The sequence below is a fragment of the Amycolatopsis mediterranei genome, assembly GCF_026017845.1.
In the GTDB taxonomy this organism is placed as follows: domain Bacteria; phylum Actinomycetota; class Actinomycetes; order Mycobacteriales; family Pseudonocardiaceae; genus Amycolatopsis; species Amycolatopsis mediterranei.
Genome location: NZ_CP100416.1, coordinates 5,267,957 through 5,285,474, shown reverse-complemented (window position 1 = coordinate 5,285,474; position 17,518 = coordinate 5,267,957). Strand labels below are relative to the sequence as shown.

The window sequence follows — 17,518 nt, the reverse complement described above, 5'->3', positions numbered from 1 at the left end:
GACCGAGCGGCAAGCCGCCTCAGCGGTGCAGCCGAGCCTCCGCCGCCGCCCAGTCCGCGGTGCCCGATGGCTCGTAACGGCGGATCTCCTGCGTCTCGCGCACCAAAGCCCGCATCGCCGCCAGATCCGGCAGGTCCTCTCCCAAGGCTCGGGCCTGGACCAGCACGTTCCCCAGCGCCGCCGCCTCGACCGGGCCCGCCAGCACCGGCACTCCGCACGCGTCCGCCGTCGACTGGCACAGCAGCTCGTTGCGGGCCCCGCCGCCCACCAGGTGGATCACGTCGACCGGACGGCCGGAAACGCGGGCCGCGGCGCGGATCGCCCGGCGGTGGGCCAGGGCCAGGCTGTCCACGATGCAGCGGACCACGGCCGCCCGGCCGGATGGCAGGCGCTGGCCCGTCGTGCGGCAGGCCGCCGAAAGCCGCGATGGCATGTCGCCCGGAGGCAGGAACGCCGGGTCGTCGATGTCCACCACCGCCGCCAACGCGGGTGACGCAGCCGCGGCGGTCAGCAGCGCCGGGAGGTCCTCCGGGCACGACCACGTGCGCAGTGTCTCCGAGAGCACCCACAGGCCCATCACGTTGCGCAGGAACCGGATGGTGCCGTCGACCCCACCCTCGTTCGTGAAGTTCGCCGCCAGCGCCGCGTCGCTCAGCTCCGGCGCCGGCAGCTCCAGCCCGGCCAGCGACCACGTGCCCGACGAGATGTAGGCGAAGTTCGTCCCCGGGGCCGCCGGGACCGCGACCACCGCCGACGCCGTGTCGTGCGAGCCCACCGCCACCACCGGCAGGCCGGACAGCTCGGCCGCCGTGCCCACCACCGTCCCCGGGTCGCGCAACGGGGGCAGCAGCCGCGGCGGGATACCGACGCGCGAGGCCAGCGAAGCCGCCCAGGTTCGCGCGCGGACGTCGTACAGCTGCGTGGTCGACGCGTTCGTGCGCTCGGCGCCGATCGAGCCCGTGAGCCAGTAGTTCAGCAGGTCGGGGATCAGCAGCAGCGTCGACGCCGCCTCGAGCCGGGCGCCTTCGGACACCAGCTGGTACAGCGTGTTGAACGGCAGCTGCTGCAGCCCCGTCACGTCGTAGAGCTCGCGCGCGGCCACCTTCGACGCGACCCGGGAAGGCACGCCCTCGGTGCGCGAGTCGCGGTAGTGGACCGGGTTGCCGAGCAGCGCGCCGCGGTCGTCCAGGAGCCCGTAGTCGACCGCCCAGGAATCGATGCCGACGCCGTCCAGGCGCCCGGCTTCGCGGATCCCGGCCAGGGTCTCGCGGTACAGGCCCAGGATGTCCCAGTACAGCGCCGGCCCGGCGCGGACGCCGCTGTTCGGGAAACGCCGCACCTCCTCGACCGTCAGCTGTGACGGGCCGGCCGTCCCGGCCATCACGCGCCCGCTGGACGCGCCGAGGTCGACGGCCGCCACTCTCTTCACGGGCGGACCACCGTCAGCTCCAGGCCGAGGAGGTCCGCGACGGCCGTCAGCTCGGCGACGCGGTGGCCGGTGCCGAGCGCCCAGTGGTGCGCGATGCCGCCGGCGGACCAGGCATCGGTCCACTCACCCGGGTCGCAGCCGAAGTCGACGCGGGAAGTCGTGTTGCCGATTCGCAGCAGCGGTCCCGGAACGACCGTGCCCTCGGACGCGATGAGCGTGAACTTCCCGTCGCGGCGCTGGCCGAGCCCGCACAGCGTCACCGGCCCGTGCTTGACGTCGAACTCCACCGACACGCCCCAGCCGCGCTTGCCGTGGTAGACGCCGAGGCCGCGCAGCAGCGGCTTGCGGGCGCTGATCCCGAGGTGCGCCGGGCCGTCGTGGCCCATCTCGACCACGCCGTCGCGGAAGTTCAGCGCCTGCAGCTCGGTGAACGAGCCGCCGGCGCCGAGGCGGTCCATGACCAGCATGGCCAGGGAGGTCCGCAGTTCGTATTCGCCGACCGCCGGGATGCCGCGCGCGGTGAGCAGGGACGCGCCGAGGATGAACCCGGCGCCGACGCGCTCGTGGGTCTCGCCGTCGAGGCCGCGGTGGTAGTAGGCCAGCGAGTCGAGCGAGAAGTCCTCGACCAGCCGGTCGAGGGCCACCGAAACTCGCGCGCCCCAGGCGAAGTCTTCGTCCACAACGGACTCGTCCACAGTGAACACTTCGCGGGCCAGCGCGACGCGCGCGGCGGTCTCGTCGTCGGTGACCTTCTCCACGCGCACCCGCAGGTCGTCGACCTCCAGGATCTCGACGTGCCCGCCGAGCTGGGCCGAGACCAGCGTCGGGTCGGTGGAGACGTCCATCATGCCCGGGTAGAGGTGCCCGAGCAGGCCGTGCCGGCCGTGCCGCAGCGCCGCCCGGACCCCGGCCGCCTTGATCCAGCGGGAAATCCGCGTCCACGCGCGTTCGTCGTCGAGGTACCCGGACACCGAGCGGAACTCGACACCCAGGCGCCGGAAACTGTTGGCCATCTCCGGCAGCGGGCAGGCGCCGCAGTAGGCCAGCCACGCGCCGGTGTCGAAGGACTCGTGGTCCATCGCCTCGGTGGGCTGCAGGTTCAGCAGCAGCACCGGCGCCCCCGACCGCTGCGCGACCGGCGCCAGCATGCTGGAGGTCAGGTACGTCGTGAGGAAGCCGACGATCAGGTCGCAGCCGGCCACCCGCAGCTTCTCCGCCGCAGCCGCGCCTTCGCCGGCGTCCGAGACGAACCCGGCGTCGATCACCTCGCAGTCCAGTTCGGACAGTCGCGAAGAGACTCGCCGCGCGGACGCCTCCAGCTGGGGCAGCAGCGCGGGGAACTGCGGCCAGTACGCCCCGAGCCCGCCGGAGACGAGGCCGACGCGGGTCTTGCGCGGCGTGATGCGATCCAGGGTCATCGGTCTCCTCCGGGAGTCAGCGCAGGAACGCGGCGGCCACCCCGGCGTCCACCGGCACGTGCAGGCCGGTGGTGTGGGTGAGGTCGCCGCCGGTGAGGGCGAACACCGCCGCCGCGACGTGCTCGGGCAGCACCTCGCGCTTGAGGATGGTCCGCTGGGCGTAGAACTCGCCCAGCTTCTCCTCCGGCACGCCGTAGACGGCGGCGCGCTGGGCACCCCAGCCCCCGGCGAAGATGCCCGAACCCTGGACGACGCCGTCGGGGTTGACGCCGTTGACCCGGATGCCGTGGGCGCCGAGCTCGGCCGCCAGCAGCCGCACCTGGTGGGCCTGATCGGCCTTCGCAGCGCCGTAAGCGACGTTGTTCGGGCCCGCGAACACCGAGTTCTTGGACGAGATGTAGACGATGTCCCCGCCGATGCCCTGGTCGATCATGGCCTTCGCCGCGGCCTGCGCGACGAGGAACGAGCCCTTCGCCATCACGTCGTGCTGCAGGTCCCAATCGCGTTCGGTGGTCTCCAGCAGCGGCTTCGAGATGGACAGCCCGGCGTTGTTGACCACCAGGTCGATGCCCCCGAACGCCAGCACGGTCGTGTTCACCGCGGCCTGGACCGCCGCCGCGTCGGTGACGTCGGCGGTGACCGCCGTCCCGCCGATCTCCGCGGCGACCTCCGCGGCCGCGTCCCCGTTCAGGTCGGCGATGGCCACGCAGGCGCCTTCGGCCGCGAGCCGCTGCGCGATGGCCTTGCCGATCCCCGACCCGGCCCCGGTGACCAGGGCGATCCGCCCGGCGAGCGGCTTGGGCTTCGGCAGCCGCTGCAGCTTCGCCTCTTCGAGGGCCCAGTACTCGATCCGGAACTTTTCGCTCTCCGGGATCGGGGCGTAGGTCGAGACGGCCTCGGCGCCGCGCATGACGTTGATCGCGTTGACGTAGAACTCCCCCGCCACCCGCGCGGTCTGCTTGTCCTTGCCGAAGGAGAACATCCCGACACCGGGCACCAGCACAATGGCCGGGTCGGCACCGCGCATCGCGGGCGAATCGGCGTCGGCGTGCCGCTCGTAGTAGGAGCGGTAGGCGTCGCGGTACTCCGCGTGCAGCTCCTTCAGCCGCGTGACGACGTCCTCCAGCGGCGCGATCGCCGGAAGGTCCACGACCAGGGGCCGGACCTTGGTGCGCAGGAAGTGGTCCGGGCACGACGTGCCCAGCGCGGCGAGCGGCTGGAGCTTCTCGCGGGAGAGGAACTCGAGCACGACGTCGCTGTCGGTGTAGTGGCCGACAACGCGCTGGTCCGTCGACGCCAGCCCGCGGATCACCGGCGCCAACGCGGCCGCTCGGGCGTGCCGCTCATCCGAAGGCAGCGCTTCGAACCCGGGGACAACGGGCCCGAACGGCTCCGGAGCACCCCGGGACGTGAGGAACTCTTCAGCCGTCCGGATGATCTCCAGCGAGTTTCGCTGACACTCTTCCGAAGTGGCGCCCCACGCCGTGATGCCGTGGCCGCCGAGGATCACGCCGATGGCCTGCGGGTTGGCCGCCTTGACCGCGGCGATGTCCAGGCCGAGCTGGAATCCCGGCCGTCGCCAGTCCACCCAGGCGACGCGGTCGCCGAAGCACTCCTTGGTCAGCGCCGGGCCGTCGGCCGCCGTGGCCAGCGCGATCCCCGAGTCGGGGTGCAGGTGGTCGACGTGCGGGGCCTCCACGAGACCGTGCATCGCCGTGTCGATCGACGGCGCCGCGCCGCCCCGGCCGTGCAGGCAGTAGTCGAACGCGGCGACCATCTCGTCCTCGCGCTCGACGCCCGGATAGACGTCCACCAGGGCGCGCAGCCGGTCCAGCCGCAGCACCGCCAGCCCGGCCTCGGTCAGCGTGCCGAGGTCGCCGCCGGAGCCCTTGACCCACAGGACGTCGGTGGGCGAACCGGTGACCGGGTCGGTCACCGCACCCTTGGCGGAGGTGTTACCGCCGGCGTAGTTGGTGTTGCGCGGGTCGGCCCCCAGCGCGTTGCTGCGCGCGATGAGCTGCTCCGGCACGGTCATCCTCATGCTCCCCATCCGGCCTGCGTGCCGCCGGCGCGCTCGGCCACGATCTTCTCCTGGTACCCGCTGCGGTGGTAGGCCGCGATCGGGTCCGGGTCGAGCCCGGCGTCCGCCCGCACCTCGGCCAGCAGCGGCCGGACGTCGGTGTTGTAGGCGTCCATCAGCACGGCGTTCGCGGCGAGCACGTCACCCGCCTGCTGGGCGGCACGCAACGCGGAGCGGTCCACGAGCAGCGCCTTCGCGGTCGCTTCCTGGACGTTCATCACCGACCGGATGATCGCCGGGATCTTCGCCTCGATGTTGTGGCACTGGTCGAGCATGAACGCGATCCCGTACGCCGGGTCCAAGGCGTCCGCCCGCACGATCTCGTACATGATCCGGAACAGCTGGAACGGGTCCGCGGCCCCGACCATCAGGTCGTCGTCGGCGTAGAAGCGCGAGTTGAAGTCGAACGCGCCGAGCTTCCCGGCCCGCAGCAGGAACGCGACGATGAACTCGATGTTCGTCCCGGGCGCGTGGTGACCGGTGTCGATGCACACCGTGGCCCGCTCCCCCAGTTCGATGCAGTGGGCGTAGGACGTGCCCCAGTCCGGGACGTCGGTGGCGTAGAAGGCGGGTTCGAACAGCTTGTACTCCAGCAGCATCCGCTGGTGGTCCCCGAGCCGCTCGTACGTCTCGCGAAGCGCCGCCGCGAGCCGGTCCTGCCGGTCGCGGATGTCGTCCTGGCCGGGGTAGTTGATGCCGTCGGAGAACCACAGCTTCAGGTCGCGCGAGCCCGTCGCGTCCATGATGTCGATGGCTTCCAGGAGGTGGTCGGTCGCCTTGCGGCGGATGCCCGGGTCGGGGTTGGTCACCGAGCCGAGTTTGTAGTCCTCGTCCTGGAAGACGTTGGTGTTGATCGCACCGATCTCGACGCCGAGGTCCCGCGCGTACGCGGTCAGGGCGCCGTAGTCGCCGACCTTGTCCCACGGGATGTGCAGCGCCACGCTCGGCGCCACCCCGGTGAACTTGTGCACCACCGCGGCGTCGGCGATCTTCTCCTCCGGCGTCCGCGGGACACCGGGCTGCGGGAACACCTTGAACCGGGTGCCCGAGTTCGCGTACGCCCACGACGGCGTCTCGATGCGCTGGGCCCGCAAGGCCTGCTTCACGGCCGTCAAGTCGCCCACGGCGATCACTGTCCTTCCCGGACGTCGAGGTGGAAGACCTCTTCGAGCAGCTGGAACCCTTCGTCGGGCGCGCTGCCGTCGAGGCCGGTGAAGAACTCCGCCATCTCCGCCTGCCAGCGCGTGTTGACCTCGGTCTTGGCCATGGCGGCCTGCGCGGCGGCGAGGTCGTCGGTCTCGACGTAGCCGATCAGCAGGCCGTCCTCGCGCAGGAAGAGCGAGTAGTTGCGCCAGCCGGTGTCGTGCAGGGCCTGCCGCATCTCCGGCCAGACGGCGCGGTGGCGCTCGGCGTACTCGGCCTTCCGGTCGGGCTTGACCTGCAGGCAGAAGCAGTATCGGGGCACAGTCCGTCCTTGGTGGAACCCGGCCGGGCCGCCCGTCGCGACCCGGCCGGGAGTGAGAACCTTATTCAGCCGTCGGCCGCCGCATGACTTTCGCGGTAATCAGCAGTACGCGCGCGGGGCGCGGCGGCCTGACCAGAATAAGGTTCTCTCAGAAGTTGAACTTGTCGATGTTGTTCGCGTCGAACGTCGTCGGCGGGCCGAGAACGATCTCGCCGTTCTCGCCGATCGTGTAGTCGCCGAGCTTGCCCGCCTTGAACTTCTCGCCCTGCTTGCCGGTGATCTGGCCGGACTTGAGCGCCACGCCGGCGTAGGCGGCGAGGTAGCCGATGTCGGCCGGGTTCCACAGCGCGAACTGCTTCACCGTGCCGTCCTTGACGAAGGCGCGCATCTGGTTCGGCGTGCCCAGCCCGGTCACCGCGACCTTGCCCTTGTAGCTCGACGAGCTGACGTACCGCGCGGCGGCCGCGATGCCGACGGTCGTCGGCGCGACGATCACCTTGAGGTTCGGGAACGACTGCAGCAGGCCCTGGGCCTCCTGGAACGACTTCTGGTCGTCGTCGTTGCCGTAGGCGACCTTGTCCAGCTTCAGGGTCGAGTACTCCGGCTTGGCCAGTTCCTTCTTCAGGACGTCGATCCAGGCGTTCTGGTTCGTCGCGTTCGGCGTCGCGGACAGCACCGCGATCTCGCCGGAGCCGCCGGAGAGGTCCTTGGCCTGCTTGGCCAGCGCCTCGCCGATGCCCTGGGTGGTGGCCTGGTTGATGAAGGCGTCGCGGCAGTCCTTGGCGGCGTCGGAGTCGAACGCGACGACCTTGATGCCGGCGCTGCGGGCCTGGTTGAGCGACGGGCACACCGCGTTCGGGTCGTTCGCGGCGATGCCGATGACGTCCTGCTGCTGCTGGATCAGCGTGTTGATGTAGCTGACCTGCGACGACGCGCTGGCGTCGTTCGGCCCGACCAGCTTGTACTCGCCCTTCAGCTCGCCGAGGGCCGCCTTGCCGCCGCTGACCTCGATGTCGCTGTAGGGGTTGTTGAGCTGCTTGGGCAGGAACGCCATCTTGACGCCCTCCTTCGCCGCGGCGTTCGGGTTCGCCGCGGCGGTGGACTCACTCGCGCCGGAGGCGGCGTTGTCGTTCTTGGTCGTACCGCTGCACGCGGCCAGGACCAGCACCAGCCCGGCCGACACTGCGCCGGTGAGGAACCGTCGGGACATCTTCGTCACCTTTCGGGGGTTGCCAATTGCCGACGGCGACGCACTGCCGTGCGGGCCGAAGTCACGATGTTGGGGAGCAGGACCGACACGATGAGCAGCACGCCGGTCACGATGTTGAGCGCCTCGTTCGAAACGTCCTGCAGCCGCAGGGCGTTCTGCAGCGTGGCGAGCAGGACCACTCCGGCGAGCACGCCGGGGAGCGTGCCCTTGCCGCCGAAGATGGACACGCCGCCGAGCAGCACGGCGGCCACGACGGCCAGTTCGAGACCGAACCCGTTGTCGGCGCGGGCACTGGAGTACCGCAGCGTCCACAGGACCCCGGCGAGACCGGCGACCGCGCCGCTCACGACGTAGAGCCAGAACTTGAGCCGCCCGGTGCGGATGCCGGCGAACCGGGCCGCCTGCTCGCCCGCGCCGGCGGCGAAGACCCCGCGGCCGATCGGCGTCGCGTGCAGCACGACACCGAAGATCAAGGCGGCGACGATCAGCGGGATCAGCACGTTCGGGATGGGGCCGTCGCCGATCGTCCCGGTGACCCAGCTCGTGTAGACCCGCGGGAAGTCGGCGACCGCGCTGTCGCCCAGCACGACGAACGCCAGGCCGCGGTAGAGCGCCAACGTACCGATCGTGACGGCGAGGGACGGCAGCTTCAGCACGGTGACGAAGAAGCCGTTCAACGCGCCGAGGACCGCGCCCAGCGCGATGCAGAGCGGGATGATCGTCTCGATCGGCAGGCCGGCGTTCCACAACGACCCCATCACCGCGGACGTCAGGCCGAGCGTGCTCGCCACCGAGAGGTCGATCTCGCCGGTGACGATGATGAACGTCATCGGCAGCGCGACCAGCGCGATCGGGAGCAGGTCGAGCAGCAGGAAGGTGAAGTTGCGGCTGGTGCCGAAGTTCTCGACGGCGCCCGAGGCGACGATCAGGACGAGCACCGTCACGAGCACGACCGCGGCGTCCCAGCTGAGCAGCCGGCCGAGCCGGTTCCCTCGGTCAGACATGGGAATCCCTCTTCTTCAGAGCTTTCGCGACCCGCACGGCCACGAGCCGGTCGGCGCCGATGGCCAGCAGGATCAACGCACCGACGATCGCCTGCTGCCAGAACTGGTTGATGTCGAGCACGGCCAAGGCGCTGCCGATCACCGTCAACAGCAGCGCCCCGAGGCCCGCGCCCCAGACCGAGCCACTGCCGCCGAACACCGCCACCCCGCCGACGACGGCCGCGGCGACGACGTTCAGCTCGTAGCCGGTGCCGGCGGCCGCGTCCACGGTGCCGAACCGGGCGGCGAACAGCACTCCGGCCAGGCCGGCGAGCGCGCCGCTGACCAGGAACGCCGCGCTCGTGTTGCGGCCGACCCGGATGCCGGCCAGCTGCGCGGCCTGCGGGCTCGAGCCCATCGCGTACAGCTCGCGGCCGGCGCGGTAGCTGCGCAGCACGATCCCGGCGACGACCAGGACCAGCAGCGCGATCAGGACCAGCCACGGCAGACCGAGCACCGACGCCGTCCCGAAGTCCAAAAAGGACGCGGGCAGCTTGTCGGCGTTGATCTGCTGGCCGCCGGCCCAGAAGTAGCTGACCCCGCGGTAGGCGTAGAGCGTGCCGAGCGTGACGACCAGCGCGGGCACCTGACCGAAACGCACCAGGGCGCCGTTGACCAGCCCGCACACCGCCCCGAAGACGAGCCCCACCAGGACGGCGGCGATCACCGGCAGGCCCGGGTGGTCCTTCATCAGCGTGCCCACGGCGAACGCCGACAAGCCGAGCACCGAACCGACCGAGAGGTCGATGTTGCGGGTGATCATCACGATCGCCTGCCCGACGGCGAGCACCGCCAGGATCGCCGTACCCAGCAGGATGTCGCGGATGCTCTGCCCGGACAGGAACCGGGAATTCTGCGTCGCGGTGAACGCGACCAGCACGATCAGGGCGAGCACGATGCCGGATTCACGGGCCTTCAGCACGTTCGCGGTCCACGATCGTCCGGAGTGGACGGTCGGCTGCGAAGTCACGGCGGCCTCCTTCGTCACGGTCATGCGGCGGCCCCCTGCCCCATCGCGGCGAACATCACCGAGTCCTCGGTCGCCTCGGCGCGCGGGAGCTCGGCCACGATCCGGCCCTCGCGCATCACCAGCACGCGGTCGGCCATGCCCAGCACCTCCGGCAGCTCCGAGGACACCATCACGATCGCGACGCCTTCGGCGGCCAGCGCCGACATCAGCCGGTGCACCTCGGCCTTCGTGCCGACGTCGATGCCGCGCGTCGGCTCGTCGACGATCAGCACCTTCGGCGCCATCGCCAGCCACTTGGCCAGCACGACCTTCTGCTGGTTCCCGCCCGAGAGCGTGCCGACGGGGTCGCCGAGCCGGCGGTACTTGGTGCGCAGCCGCTCGGTCCAGTGCCGGGCCTCCTGGCGCTCGCTCGCGCCGGTCAGGAAGCCGAACTTCGAGAGCGCGCGCGAGCGTGGGAGCGTCACGTTCCGCTCGATCGAGAGGTCCATGATCAGGCCCTGCTGGCGCCGGTCCTCCGGCACGAGCGCCATCCCGGCGGCCATCGCGGCCCGCGACGAGTGCGGCTTGAGCTTCTTGCCGCTCACCTTGACGACACCGGCGTCCCGCTCGTCGACGCCGAAGACGGCTTGGACGACCTCCGAGCGGCCCGACCCGACCAGTCCGGCGAATGCGACGATTTCCCCGGCGCGCACGGAGAAGGAGATGTCGCGGAACACGCCTTCGCGGGCGAGGCCCTCGACCTCCAGCACGACCGCGCCGGGTTCGACGTCCTGTTTGGGGAACAGCGCGTCCAGGTCGCGGCCGACCATGCGCTTCACCATCTCGTCGACGGTGACCTCGTCGACGGCGTCGGTGGAGACGGGCTTTCCGTCGCGCATGATCGTCACGCGCTGGCAGAGCTCGGTGATCTCCTCGAAGCGGTGGGAGATGAACATGATCGCCGCGCCTTCCTCGCGCAGCGTCCTGGCGACGGAGAAGAGCCGCTCGACCTCGATCCGGGTCAGCGCGGCGGTCGGCTCGTCCATCACCAGCACCCGGGCGTCGGCGCTGAGCGCTTTCGCGATCTCGACGATCTGCTGGTCGGCGATGGACAGCCCGCGGGCCGGGCGGGCCGGGTCGATCCGGACGCCGAGGCGGGCGAACAGGCGCTCGGCCTCGGCGCGGATCGCCGCCCGGTCGATGCGGCCGAGGCTCTTGCGCGGGTGACGGCCCATCACGATGTTCTCCGCGACGCTCAGGTCGGGGAACAGCGTGGGTTCCTGGTAGATGACCGCGATGCCGGCGGCCTTCGCGTCGGCGGGCGAGCCGAACTCCCGCGCCTCGCCGTCCAGCAGCAGCGTGCCGTCGTCGGGCTTGTGCACCCCGGCCAGCATCTTCACGATCGTGGACTTGCCGGCGCCGTTCTCCCCGACCAGCGCGTGGGCCTCCCCCGCGTGCAGCCCGAAGCTCACGCCGGCGACGGCCGCGACCGCGCCGAACGACTTCGTCACGCCGCGCACCTCCAGCAGAGGGGCCCGGCCCGGGTCCTGCCGCGTCATCGCGACCTCCGGATTGAAAGGTTTCACAAATCTGGTGCGGTGAAGCTACTATGCGGCGGAACGAGAAGTCAATGCATCGGCCCAGCCGTGGCCGAATGGCATCTTCACCAGCTCGTTCGCGGTGATGTTACGTTTCAACACTGCTGAGCAAAGAGGGGGCCGGATGGTGGTCAGGGAGCCTGGTGCCGAGCCGCGCGCGGCGGGCATCAAGGAGGTCGCGGCGGCCGCCGGCGTCTCCCTCGGCACGGTGTCCAACGTGCTCAACCGGCCCGATCGGGTCAGCCCGGCGACCCGGGCCAAGGTCGAAGCCGCGATGGCCGAACTCCGCTTCGTGCGCAACGAATCCGCGCGGCAACTGCGGGCCGGGCGCAGCCGGGTGCTGGCCTACGTCATGCTCGACGGCAGCAACCCGTTCTTCACCGACGTCGCGGCCGGCATGGAAGACGCCGCGGACGCCGCCGGCGAGGGCGGCCTTTCCCTCTTCCTCTGCAACAGCGCGCACCAGCCGTCGCGGGAGGCGGCCTACCTCGGGCGGCTCGAGCAGCAGCGCGTCCAGGGCGTCCTCATCACGCCGGTCGACCCGGACGCCCCGCTGCTGGGCGAGATCGCCCGCCGCGGCACGCCGGTGGTCGTCGTCGACCGCACACCGGAAGGCACCTCGCACTGCTCGGTCGCGGTCGACGACGTCCACGGCGGTGAGATCGCCGTGCGGCACCTGGTGGAACAGGGCCACGAGCGGATCGCCTTCGTCGGCAACCACACGACGGTCGGCCAGGTCCGCGACCGGCGGCTCGGTGCGCTGCGGGCCCTGGCCGCCGCCGGGCTCGGCCCGGACCAGCTCGTCGACCTGACCACGACGGCGCTGACGGTGGCCGACGGCCGCGGCGCGGGCGAGCGGCTGGCGGGACTGCCGGCGCCGGTGCGCCCGACCGCCGCGTTCTGCGCCAACGACCTGGTCGCCCTCGGCCTGCTGCAGACGTGCGCCAACCTGCGCATGAGCGTCCCGGACGACCTGGCGATCGTCGGCTACGACGACATCGAGTTCGCCGCGGCGGCCGCGGTCCCGCTGACGTCGGTCCGCCAGCCACGGCGGCGGCTGGGCCGCACGGCCGTGGAACTGCTGCTGGCGGAGGTGTCCGAAACCGGCCACGAACACCGGAAAGTCGTGTTCACCCCGGAACTGGTGGTGCGCGCCTCGACCCTGCGCTGAGCAACCCGCTGATCGTTTGTGACGTCTTACCGGTTACAAGCGATACCCCAGGGGAGCCCGAGCACGGAGGTCGTGGATGGCCGACTCGCACAGCAGCCCGGGCCTGTCCCGGCGCGGGTTCCTGGCCGCGGGCGGGGCCGCGCTGCTCGGCGTCGTCGCCGGGTCGGCCGGGCACACCGCGCCCGGCGCGGAAACCGTCCACCTGGGCGATTTCTGGCTGTTCGGGCGGTACGACGACGGCTGCACCGAGCTGGGCTTCGACGAGATCGACCTCGCGCCGGTGCAGCTGCCCCACTGCGTCACGCCGCTTTCGTGGACCGGGTGGGACCCGGCGTCCTGGCAGGACCGGTGGATCTACCGCAAGCACTTCACCGCGACGACGACCGAACGCCACACCGCCCGCTTCGACGGGGTCATGACGAACGCCGAGGTGCACCTCAACGGCCGGCTCGTCGCCACCCACGAAGGCGGCTACCTGCCCTTCGAGGTGGCGCTGCCGGACGTCGTGGCGGGCGACAACGTGCTCGCCGTGGTCGTCGACGGGCGGTGGGCGCTGGACGTGCCGCCCAACCTGCCGCGCGACGAGGGGCCGTCGGTGATCGACTTCTACCAGCCGGCCGGGATCTACCGCCCCGCCACGGTCGGCGCGGTGCCCCGGGTCCGGCTGGCCGACGTCTTCGCGCGGCCCGTCGACGTCCTCTCCCCCGGCCGCTCGCTGCACGTGACGTGCACGCTCGACGTGCCCGTCGTGGGGCAGGTGACCGCGTCGGTGCTCCAAGCGGGTCGCGAACTCGCCCACGGCGGCGCGCCGGTGCGTGGCACGACGGTCGAATTCGACGTCGGCGGGCTCGGCGCGGTGCGCCTCTGGGACGTCGACGACCCCGCGCTCTGCGAAGTCGTGGTGACGGTCCAGTCCGGCAAGCACACGCTCGACCAGCGGGTGGTGCGGACCGGGTTCCGCGACGCGCGGTTCACCACCGAGGGCTTCTTCCTCAACGGACGGCGGCTCAAGCTGTTCGGGCTCAACCGCCACCAGTGGTACCCGTTCGCCGGCGGGGCGATGCCGGACCGCGTGCAGCGGCGCGATGCGGAAATCCTGCGCCGCGAGCTGAACTGCACCATGGTCCGCTGCTCGCACTACCCGCAGTCGAGCGCCTTCCTCGACGCCTGCGACGAGCTGGGCCTGCTGGTGTGGGAGGAGATCCCGGGCTGGGGCCACGTCGGGGACGACGCCTGGCAGCGGCGGAACCTGGCGGACGTCGAGGGGATGGTGGTGCGCGACCGCAACCACCCGAGCATCGTCGTCTGGGGCACGCGGGTGAACGAGGCCAACGGCACGACGGCGATGTACCAGCGGACCGGGCAGCTGGCCCGGCAGCTCGACCCGTCCCGGCCGACCAGCGGCGCGCTGGCCAGCCCCACGCTCGGGCGGTTCGCCGGCAGCGACGTCGAGGTCCTGGCCTACAACGACTACACCGCCCGGCGCGGGGTGCCCTTCCGGCTGCGCCCGCCGCGGCCGGGGGTGCCGTACCTGGTGACCGAGACGATCGGCACGCTCGCCGGGGCCCGCGCTTACCGCCGGACCGACACCCCCGGCGTCCGGCAACAACAGGCGGAACTGCACGCCAAGGCCCACGACCTGGCCGCCGCCGACGACCGCTACTGCGGGCTGCTCGCCTGGTGCGCGTTCGACTACCCGTCCGGCTGGCAGCGGGCGGTCGGCGGGTCCAAGTACGCCGGGGTGTCGGACATCTTCCGGATCCCCAAGCCCGCCGCGGCCTTCTACGCCTCGCAGGCCGACCCGCGGGCGCGGGCGGTCGTCGAGCCCGGCTTCGCCTGGGATTTCACCGCCCAGCCGGCCGGGCCCGGACCGGGGGCGACGATCTGGTCCAACTGCGACCGCCTGCTGCTGTTCCTCGACGACCGGCCGGCGGGGGAGGCCCGCAGCCGGCGCGCGGACTTCCCGCACCTGCGGTACCCGCCGTTCGCGGCGGACCTGGTCGTGCCGAAGGGGCGGCGGCCGGAGCTGCGCATCGACGGTTACGTGGGCGAGCGGCTGGTCGTCAGCCGTCGCTTCAGCGGCGACCGGGCTTTCGACGTGCTCAGCTGCGTGCCCGACGACCCGGAACTGCGCGCGGACGGCAGCGACGCAACCCGGGTGGTGGTGGCGGCGGTGGACCGCTTCGGGACGCTCCGCGCGGGGACGGCAGGCGAGGTGCGGCTGACGCTGACCGGACCGGGCGAGCTGATCGGGGATCCGGCACTGGACTTCGGGGCGACCGGTGGCGCGGCCGGGGTGTGGCTGCGGCCGTTCGCGGGGTCGCCGTCGACCCTCACGCTGACGGCCCGGCACCCGACGCTCGGCTCGGCCACGGCCTCGGTCCGGGTGACGGCGAACGCGCCTCGCTCCTGAGCGGCGGCCTCACTCCCCCGTGAGCACCGCCGCCAGCACGGCCGCCTGGCTGATCGCAGGAGATCCGCTCGCCGTCAGCAGGGTCACCGGGCCGTCTCCGGCCAGCTCGCGCAGCCGGGCCAGCGCCGCCGCACGATCCGGCTCGCGCAGCTCCGCTCGATAACGCTCGGCGAACTCCGCGAACCGCTCGGGATCGTGGCCGTACCAGGTGCGCAGGTCGTCGGACGGGGCCAAGCCGCGGTACCAGCCGTCGAGGACCACCGCCGTCCGGGCGGTGCCGCGCGGCCAGAGCCGTTCGACGAGCACGCGGACGCCGTCGGCGGGCCCGGCCGGGTCGGACAGGCGCGCCACCCGGACGACCGTCGGCTGCATGCGCGCATTCTGCGTGGCGCCGGGTCGGGCCGCCACCGGAGCACGGCGGCGGTCACGTTCGGTGACTACCGCGCGCTGGAGGATGGGGCGCGCACCCGGCGAGCTCGGCCTCCAGCTCACGGAACCCGACTCATGGCGGGTTCCGCGCATCCGGGCCGCAGAGGACGCTTCTCCTGGCTCCCACGGGCGGAGCCGGGAAAGGACGACCTCCATGAGATCGAGGGTGCTTTCTGCTGCGCTCGGCGTGGCCATCGGCCTGCTGGGCACAGTCGCCGTCGCCGCGCCGGCCGAGGCCGCCGCGGTCTGCGGTGACCAGATCGTCGGCAACGGCGGGTTCGAAAGCGGCACCACGCCGTGGACCCAGACCAGCGGGGTCATCTCCGCCGCCACCACGGCGGAACCCGCGCACGGCGGGACGATGATCGCCTGGCTGGACGGCACCGGCAGCACGCACACCGACACCCTGTCCCAATCGCTGACGCTCCCCGCCGGCTGCGCGTCGGCGACCCTCTCGTGGTTCTCGCACATCGACACCCAGGAGACGACGACCAGCACGAAGTACGACAAGCTGGTGGTCCAGGCGGGCACCGACACCCTGGCGAGCTACTCGAACCTCGACAAGAACACCGGATACGTCCAGCGCACCGTGGACGTTTCCCGCTACCTCGGCCAGACCGTGACGCTGAAGCTCACCGGCACCGAGGATTCCAGCCTGGCCACCGACTTCGTCCTCGACGACTTCTCCCTGACCACGACCGGGACGAGCAACCCGCAGTCGCCGGTCGTCACCTCGCCGGGCGCCCAGACCGGCGCCGTCGGCCAGGCCGCGTCGCTGCAGATCCAGGCGAGCGACCCGCAGGGCGACGCGCTCACCTACAGCGCCACCGGCCTGCCCGCGGGCCTCACGATCGGCGCGAGCACGGGCAAGATCACCGGCACGCCGACGACCGCCGGCACTTCGTCGGTGACCGTGACGGCGAAGGACCCGGCCGGCAACAGCGGCAGCGCCACGTTCACGTGGACGATCTCGGCCGCCCCCGCCGACTCGACGCGCACGCCGATCAACCCGGCCTACACGGTGAACCTGACGTCGAACACCGCGGGCGACACCTGGACCGGGCACCAGAGCGTCAGCTTCACCAACGGCTCGGCCACCGCGCTGCCCGAGGTGTACCTGCGGCTCTGGGACAACTACCACGGCAGCTGCCCGAGCACGCCGATCACCGTCACGAACGTCACCGGCGGCACGCCGTCCGCGCTGAGTGTCAACTGCACGGCCATGAAGATCACGCTGCCCGCGCCCCTGGCCCAGGGCCAGTCCGCGACCATCGGGTTCGACCTGAAGATCGTCGTGCCCAGCGGTGCCGACCGGTTCGGCCACGACGGCGCGTTCAACATGATCGGCAACGCGCTGCCGGTGCTCGCCGTCCGCGACGGCGCGGGCTGGCACCTCGACCCGTACACGAACAACGGCGAGTCGTTCTACACGGTGATCAGCGACTTCGACGTCACGCTCGTGCACCCGGCGTCGCTGCTGACCCCGGCCACCGGCACCTCGACCGAGACGACCAGCGGCAGCACGACCACCACGCACGCCGTGGCTCCCAAGGTGCGGGACTTCGCCTGGGGCGCCGGCCCGTTCGCGAAGATCAGCACGACGTCCGGCAAGGGCGTGCGCGTCAACGTCTACTCGGTCAGCGGGATCTCCACCAGCAGCGCCAACCAGATGCTCACGCTGGCCGCCGACGCCATCGACGTCCACTCGGGCCGCTTCGGCGACTACCCGTACGGCGAGGTGGACGTGGTGCTGGACAACAACTTCTGGTTCGGCGGCATGGAGTACCCGGGCTTCGTGATGGACCTCGTGTCCACCACGGCACTCCCGCACGAGCTGGCGCACCAGTGGTTCTACGGGATCGTCGGCGACGACGAGTACAACTCGCCGTGGCTCGACGAGAGCTTCACCGACTACGCCACCGACCTCTACCGCGGGATCACCGGCAGCGGCTGCGGCATCACGTGGCAGTCGAGCGCGGAGAAGCTGACCAACTCGATGGCCTACTGGGACGCGCATTCGTCCCGGTATTCCACCGTGGTCTACAACTACGGCAAGTGCACCCTGCACGACCTGCGTCGGCTCATCGGCGACACGGCGATGGCGAACCTGCTGAAGTCGTACGCGCAATCGCACTGGTACGGCGTGTCCACGACGGCCGAGTTCAAGGCCGCGGCGCAGGCGGCCGCCGGGTCGACCGACCTGACCTCGTTCTGGGCTTCGCACCGCGTGGAGGGCTGAGCAGCCCCCGTTTTCCACGCTATCGGAGGGCACCGACAAAATCGGTTCCGTTCCCCGTCCGCTTCCGCCACTGT

Annotated in this window: 13 protein-coding genes; 3 read left to right on the top strand and 10 right to left on the bottom strand. The window is 71.5% G+C overall.

Features of this window, described 5'->3' with window-relative positions:
* Positions 1 to 19: 19 nt before the first annotated feature.
* The 9 genes from ISP_RS23755 to ISP_RS23715 form a co-directional block, all read right to left on the bottom strand.
* Positions 20 to 1,420, bottom strand: coding sequence for a rhamnulokinase (locus tag ISP_RS23755; protein WP_013226386.1), 1,401 nt, complete (start codon positions 1,418 to 1,420; stop codon positions 20 to 22).
* Between the two features lie 5 nt (positions 1,421 to 1,425).
* Positions 1,426 to 2,847, bottom strand: a complete 1,422-nt coding sequence (locus tag ISP_RS23750) for an L-fucose/L-arabinose isomerase family protein (RefSeq protein WP_013226385.1) — start codon at positions 2,845 to 2,847, stop codon at positions 1,426 to 1,428.
* Positions 2,848 to 2,863: 16 nt separating this feature from the next.
* Positions 2,864 to 4,882 (bottom strand): bifunctional rhamnulose-1-phosphate aldolase/short-chain dehydrogenase, encoded by a 2,019-nt coding sequence (locus tag ISP_RS23745; RefSeq protein ID WP_014467133.1) that lies wholly within the window; start codon positions 4,880 to 4,882, stop codon positions 2,864 to 2,866.
* A 2-nt stretch (positions 4,883 to 4,884) separates the two neighbouring features.
* A complete protein-coding gene (gene rhaI / locus ISP_RS23740; RefSeq protein WP_013226383.1) occupies positions 4,885 to 6,060 on the bottom strand; it encodes an L-rhamnose isomerase in 1,176 nt (391 codons plus the stop codon).
* Positions 6,057 to 6,392 (bottom strand): L-rhamnose mutarotase, encoded by a 336-nt coding sequence (locus tag ISP_RS23735; RefSeq protein WP_013226382.1) that lies wholly within the window; start codon positions 6,390 to 6,392, stop codon positions 6,057 to 6,059. The genes rhaI and ISP_RS23735 overlap by 4 nt, the downstream gene beginning before the upstream one ends.
* Positions 6,393 to 6,540: 148 nt before the next feature.
* Positions 6,541 to 7,602, bottom strand: coding sequence for a rhamnose ABC transporter substrate-binding protein (rhaS, locus tag ISP_RS23730; protein ID WP_013226381.1), 1,062 nt, complete (start codon positions 7,600 to 7,602; stop codon positions 6,541 to 6,543).
* 5 nt (positions 7,603 to 7,607) lie between these two features.
* Complete coding sequence (locus ISP_RS23725) at positions 7,608 to 8,606, bottom strand: ABC transporter permease (protein WP_013226380.1); 999 nt, start codon at positions 8,604 to 8,606, stop codon at positions 7,608 to 7,610.
* Positions 8,599 to 9,639: an ABC transporter permease gene (locus tag ISP_RS23720; protein WP_013226379.1), complete on the bottom strand. Its 1,041-nt coding sequence runs from the start codon at positions 9,637 to 9,639 to the stop codon at positions 8,599 to 8,601. The genes ISP_RS23725 and ISP_RS23720 overlap by 8 nt, the downstream gene beginning before the upstream one ends.
* Complete coding sequence (locus tag ISP_RS23715; RefSeq protein ID WP_013226378.1) at positions 9,636 to 11,153, bottom strand: sugar ABC transporter ATP-binding protein; 1,518 nt, start codon at positions 11,151 to 11,153, stop codon at positions 9,636 to 9,638. Before ISP_RS23715 ends, ISP_RS23720 begins: the two co-directional genes overlap by 4 nt.
* A 163-nt stretch (positions 11,154 to 11,316) precedes the next feature.
* On the opposite strand from ISP_RS23715, the gene ISP_RS23710 reads away from it, so the two are divergent.
* Together ISP_RS23710 and ISP_RS23705 are read left to right on the top strand one after the other, a co-directional pair.
* Positions 11,317 to 12,363: a LacI family DNA-binding transcriptional regulator gene (locus ISP_RS23710; RefSeq protein WP_013226377.1), complete on the top strand. Its 1,047-nt coding sequence runs from the start codon at positions 11,317 to 11,319 to the stop codon at positions 12,361 to 12,363.
* Between the two features lie 76 nt (positions 12,364 to 12,439).
* Entirely contained in the window at positions 12,440 to 14,776 is a 2,337-nt protein-coding gene (locus ISP_RS23705; protein WP_013226376.1) for a glycoside hydrolase family 2 protein, read from the top strand.
* A 9-nt stretch (positions 14,777 to 14,785) separates the two neighbouring features.
* On the opposite strand, the gene ISP_RS23700 is transcribed toward ISP_RS23705, so the two are convergent.
* Positions 14,786 to 15,148: a DUF488 domain-containing protein gene (locus tag ISP_RS23700; RefSeq protein ID WP_013226375.1), complete on the bottom strand. Its 363-nt coding sequence runs from the start codon at positions 15,146 to 15,148 to the stop codon at positions 14,786 to 14,788.
* A gap of 223 nt (positions 15,149 to 15,371) precedes the next feature.
* Here ISP_RS23700 and ISP_RS23695 point away from each other — a divergent pair, with 223 nt between their 5' ends.
* Positions 15,372 to 17,444: a putative Ig domain-containing protein gene (locus tag ISP_RS23695; protein ID WP_013226374.1), complete on the top strand. Its 2,073-nt coding sequence runs from the start codon at positions 15,372 to 15,374 to the stop codon at positions 17,442 to 17,444.
* The last annotated feature ends 74 nt before the right edge of the window (positions 17,445 to 17,518 follow it).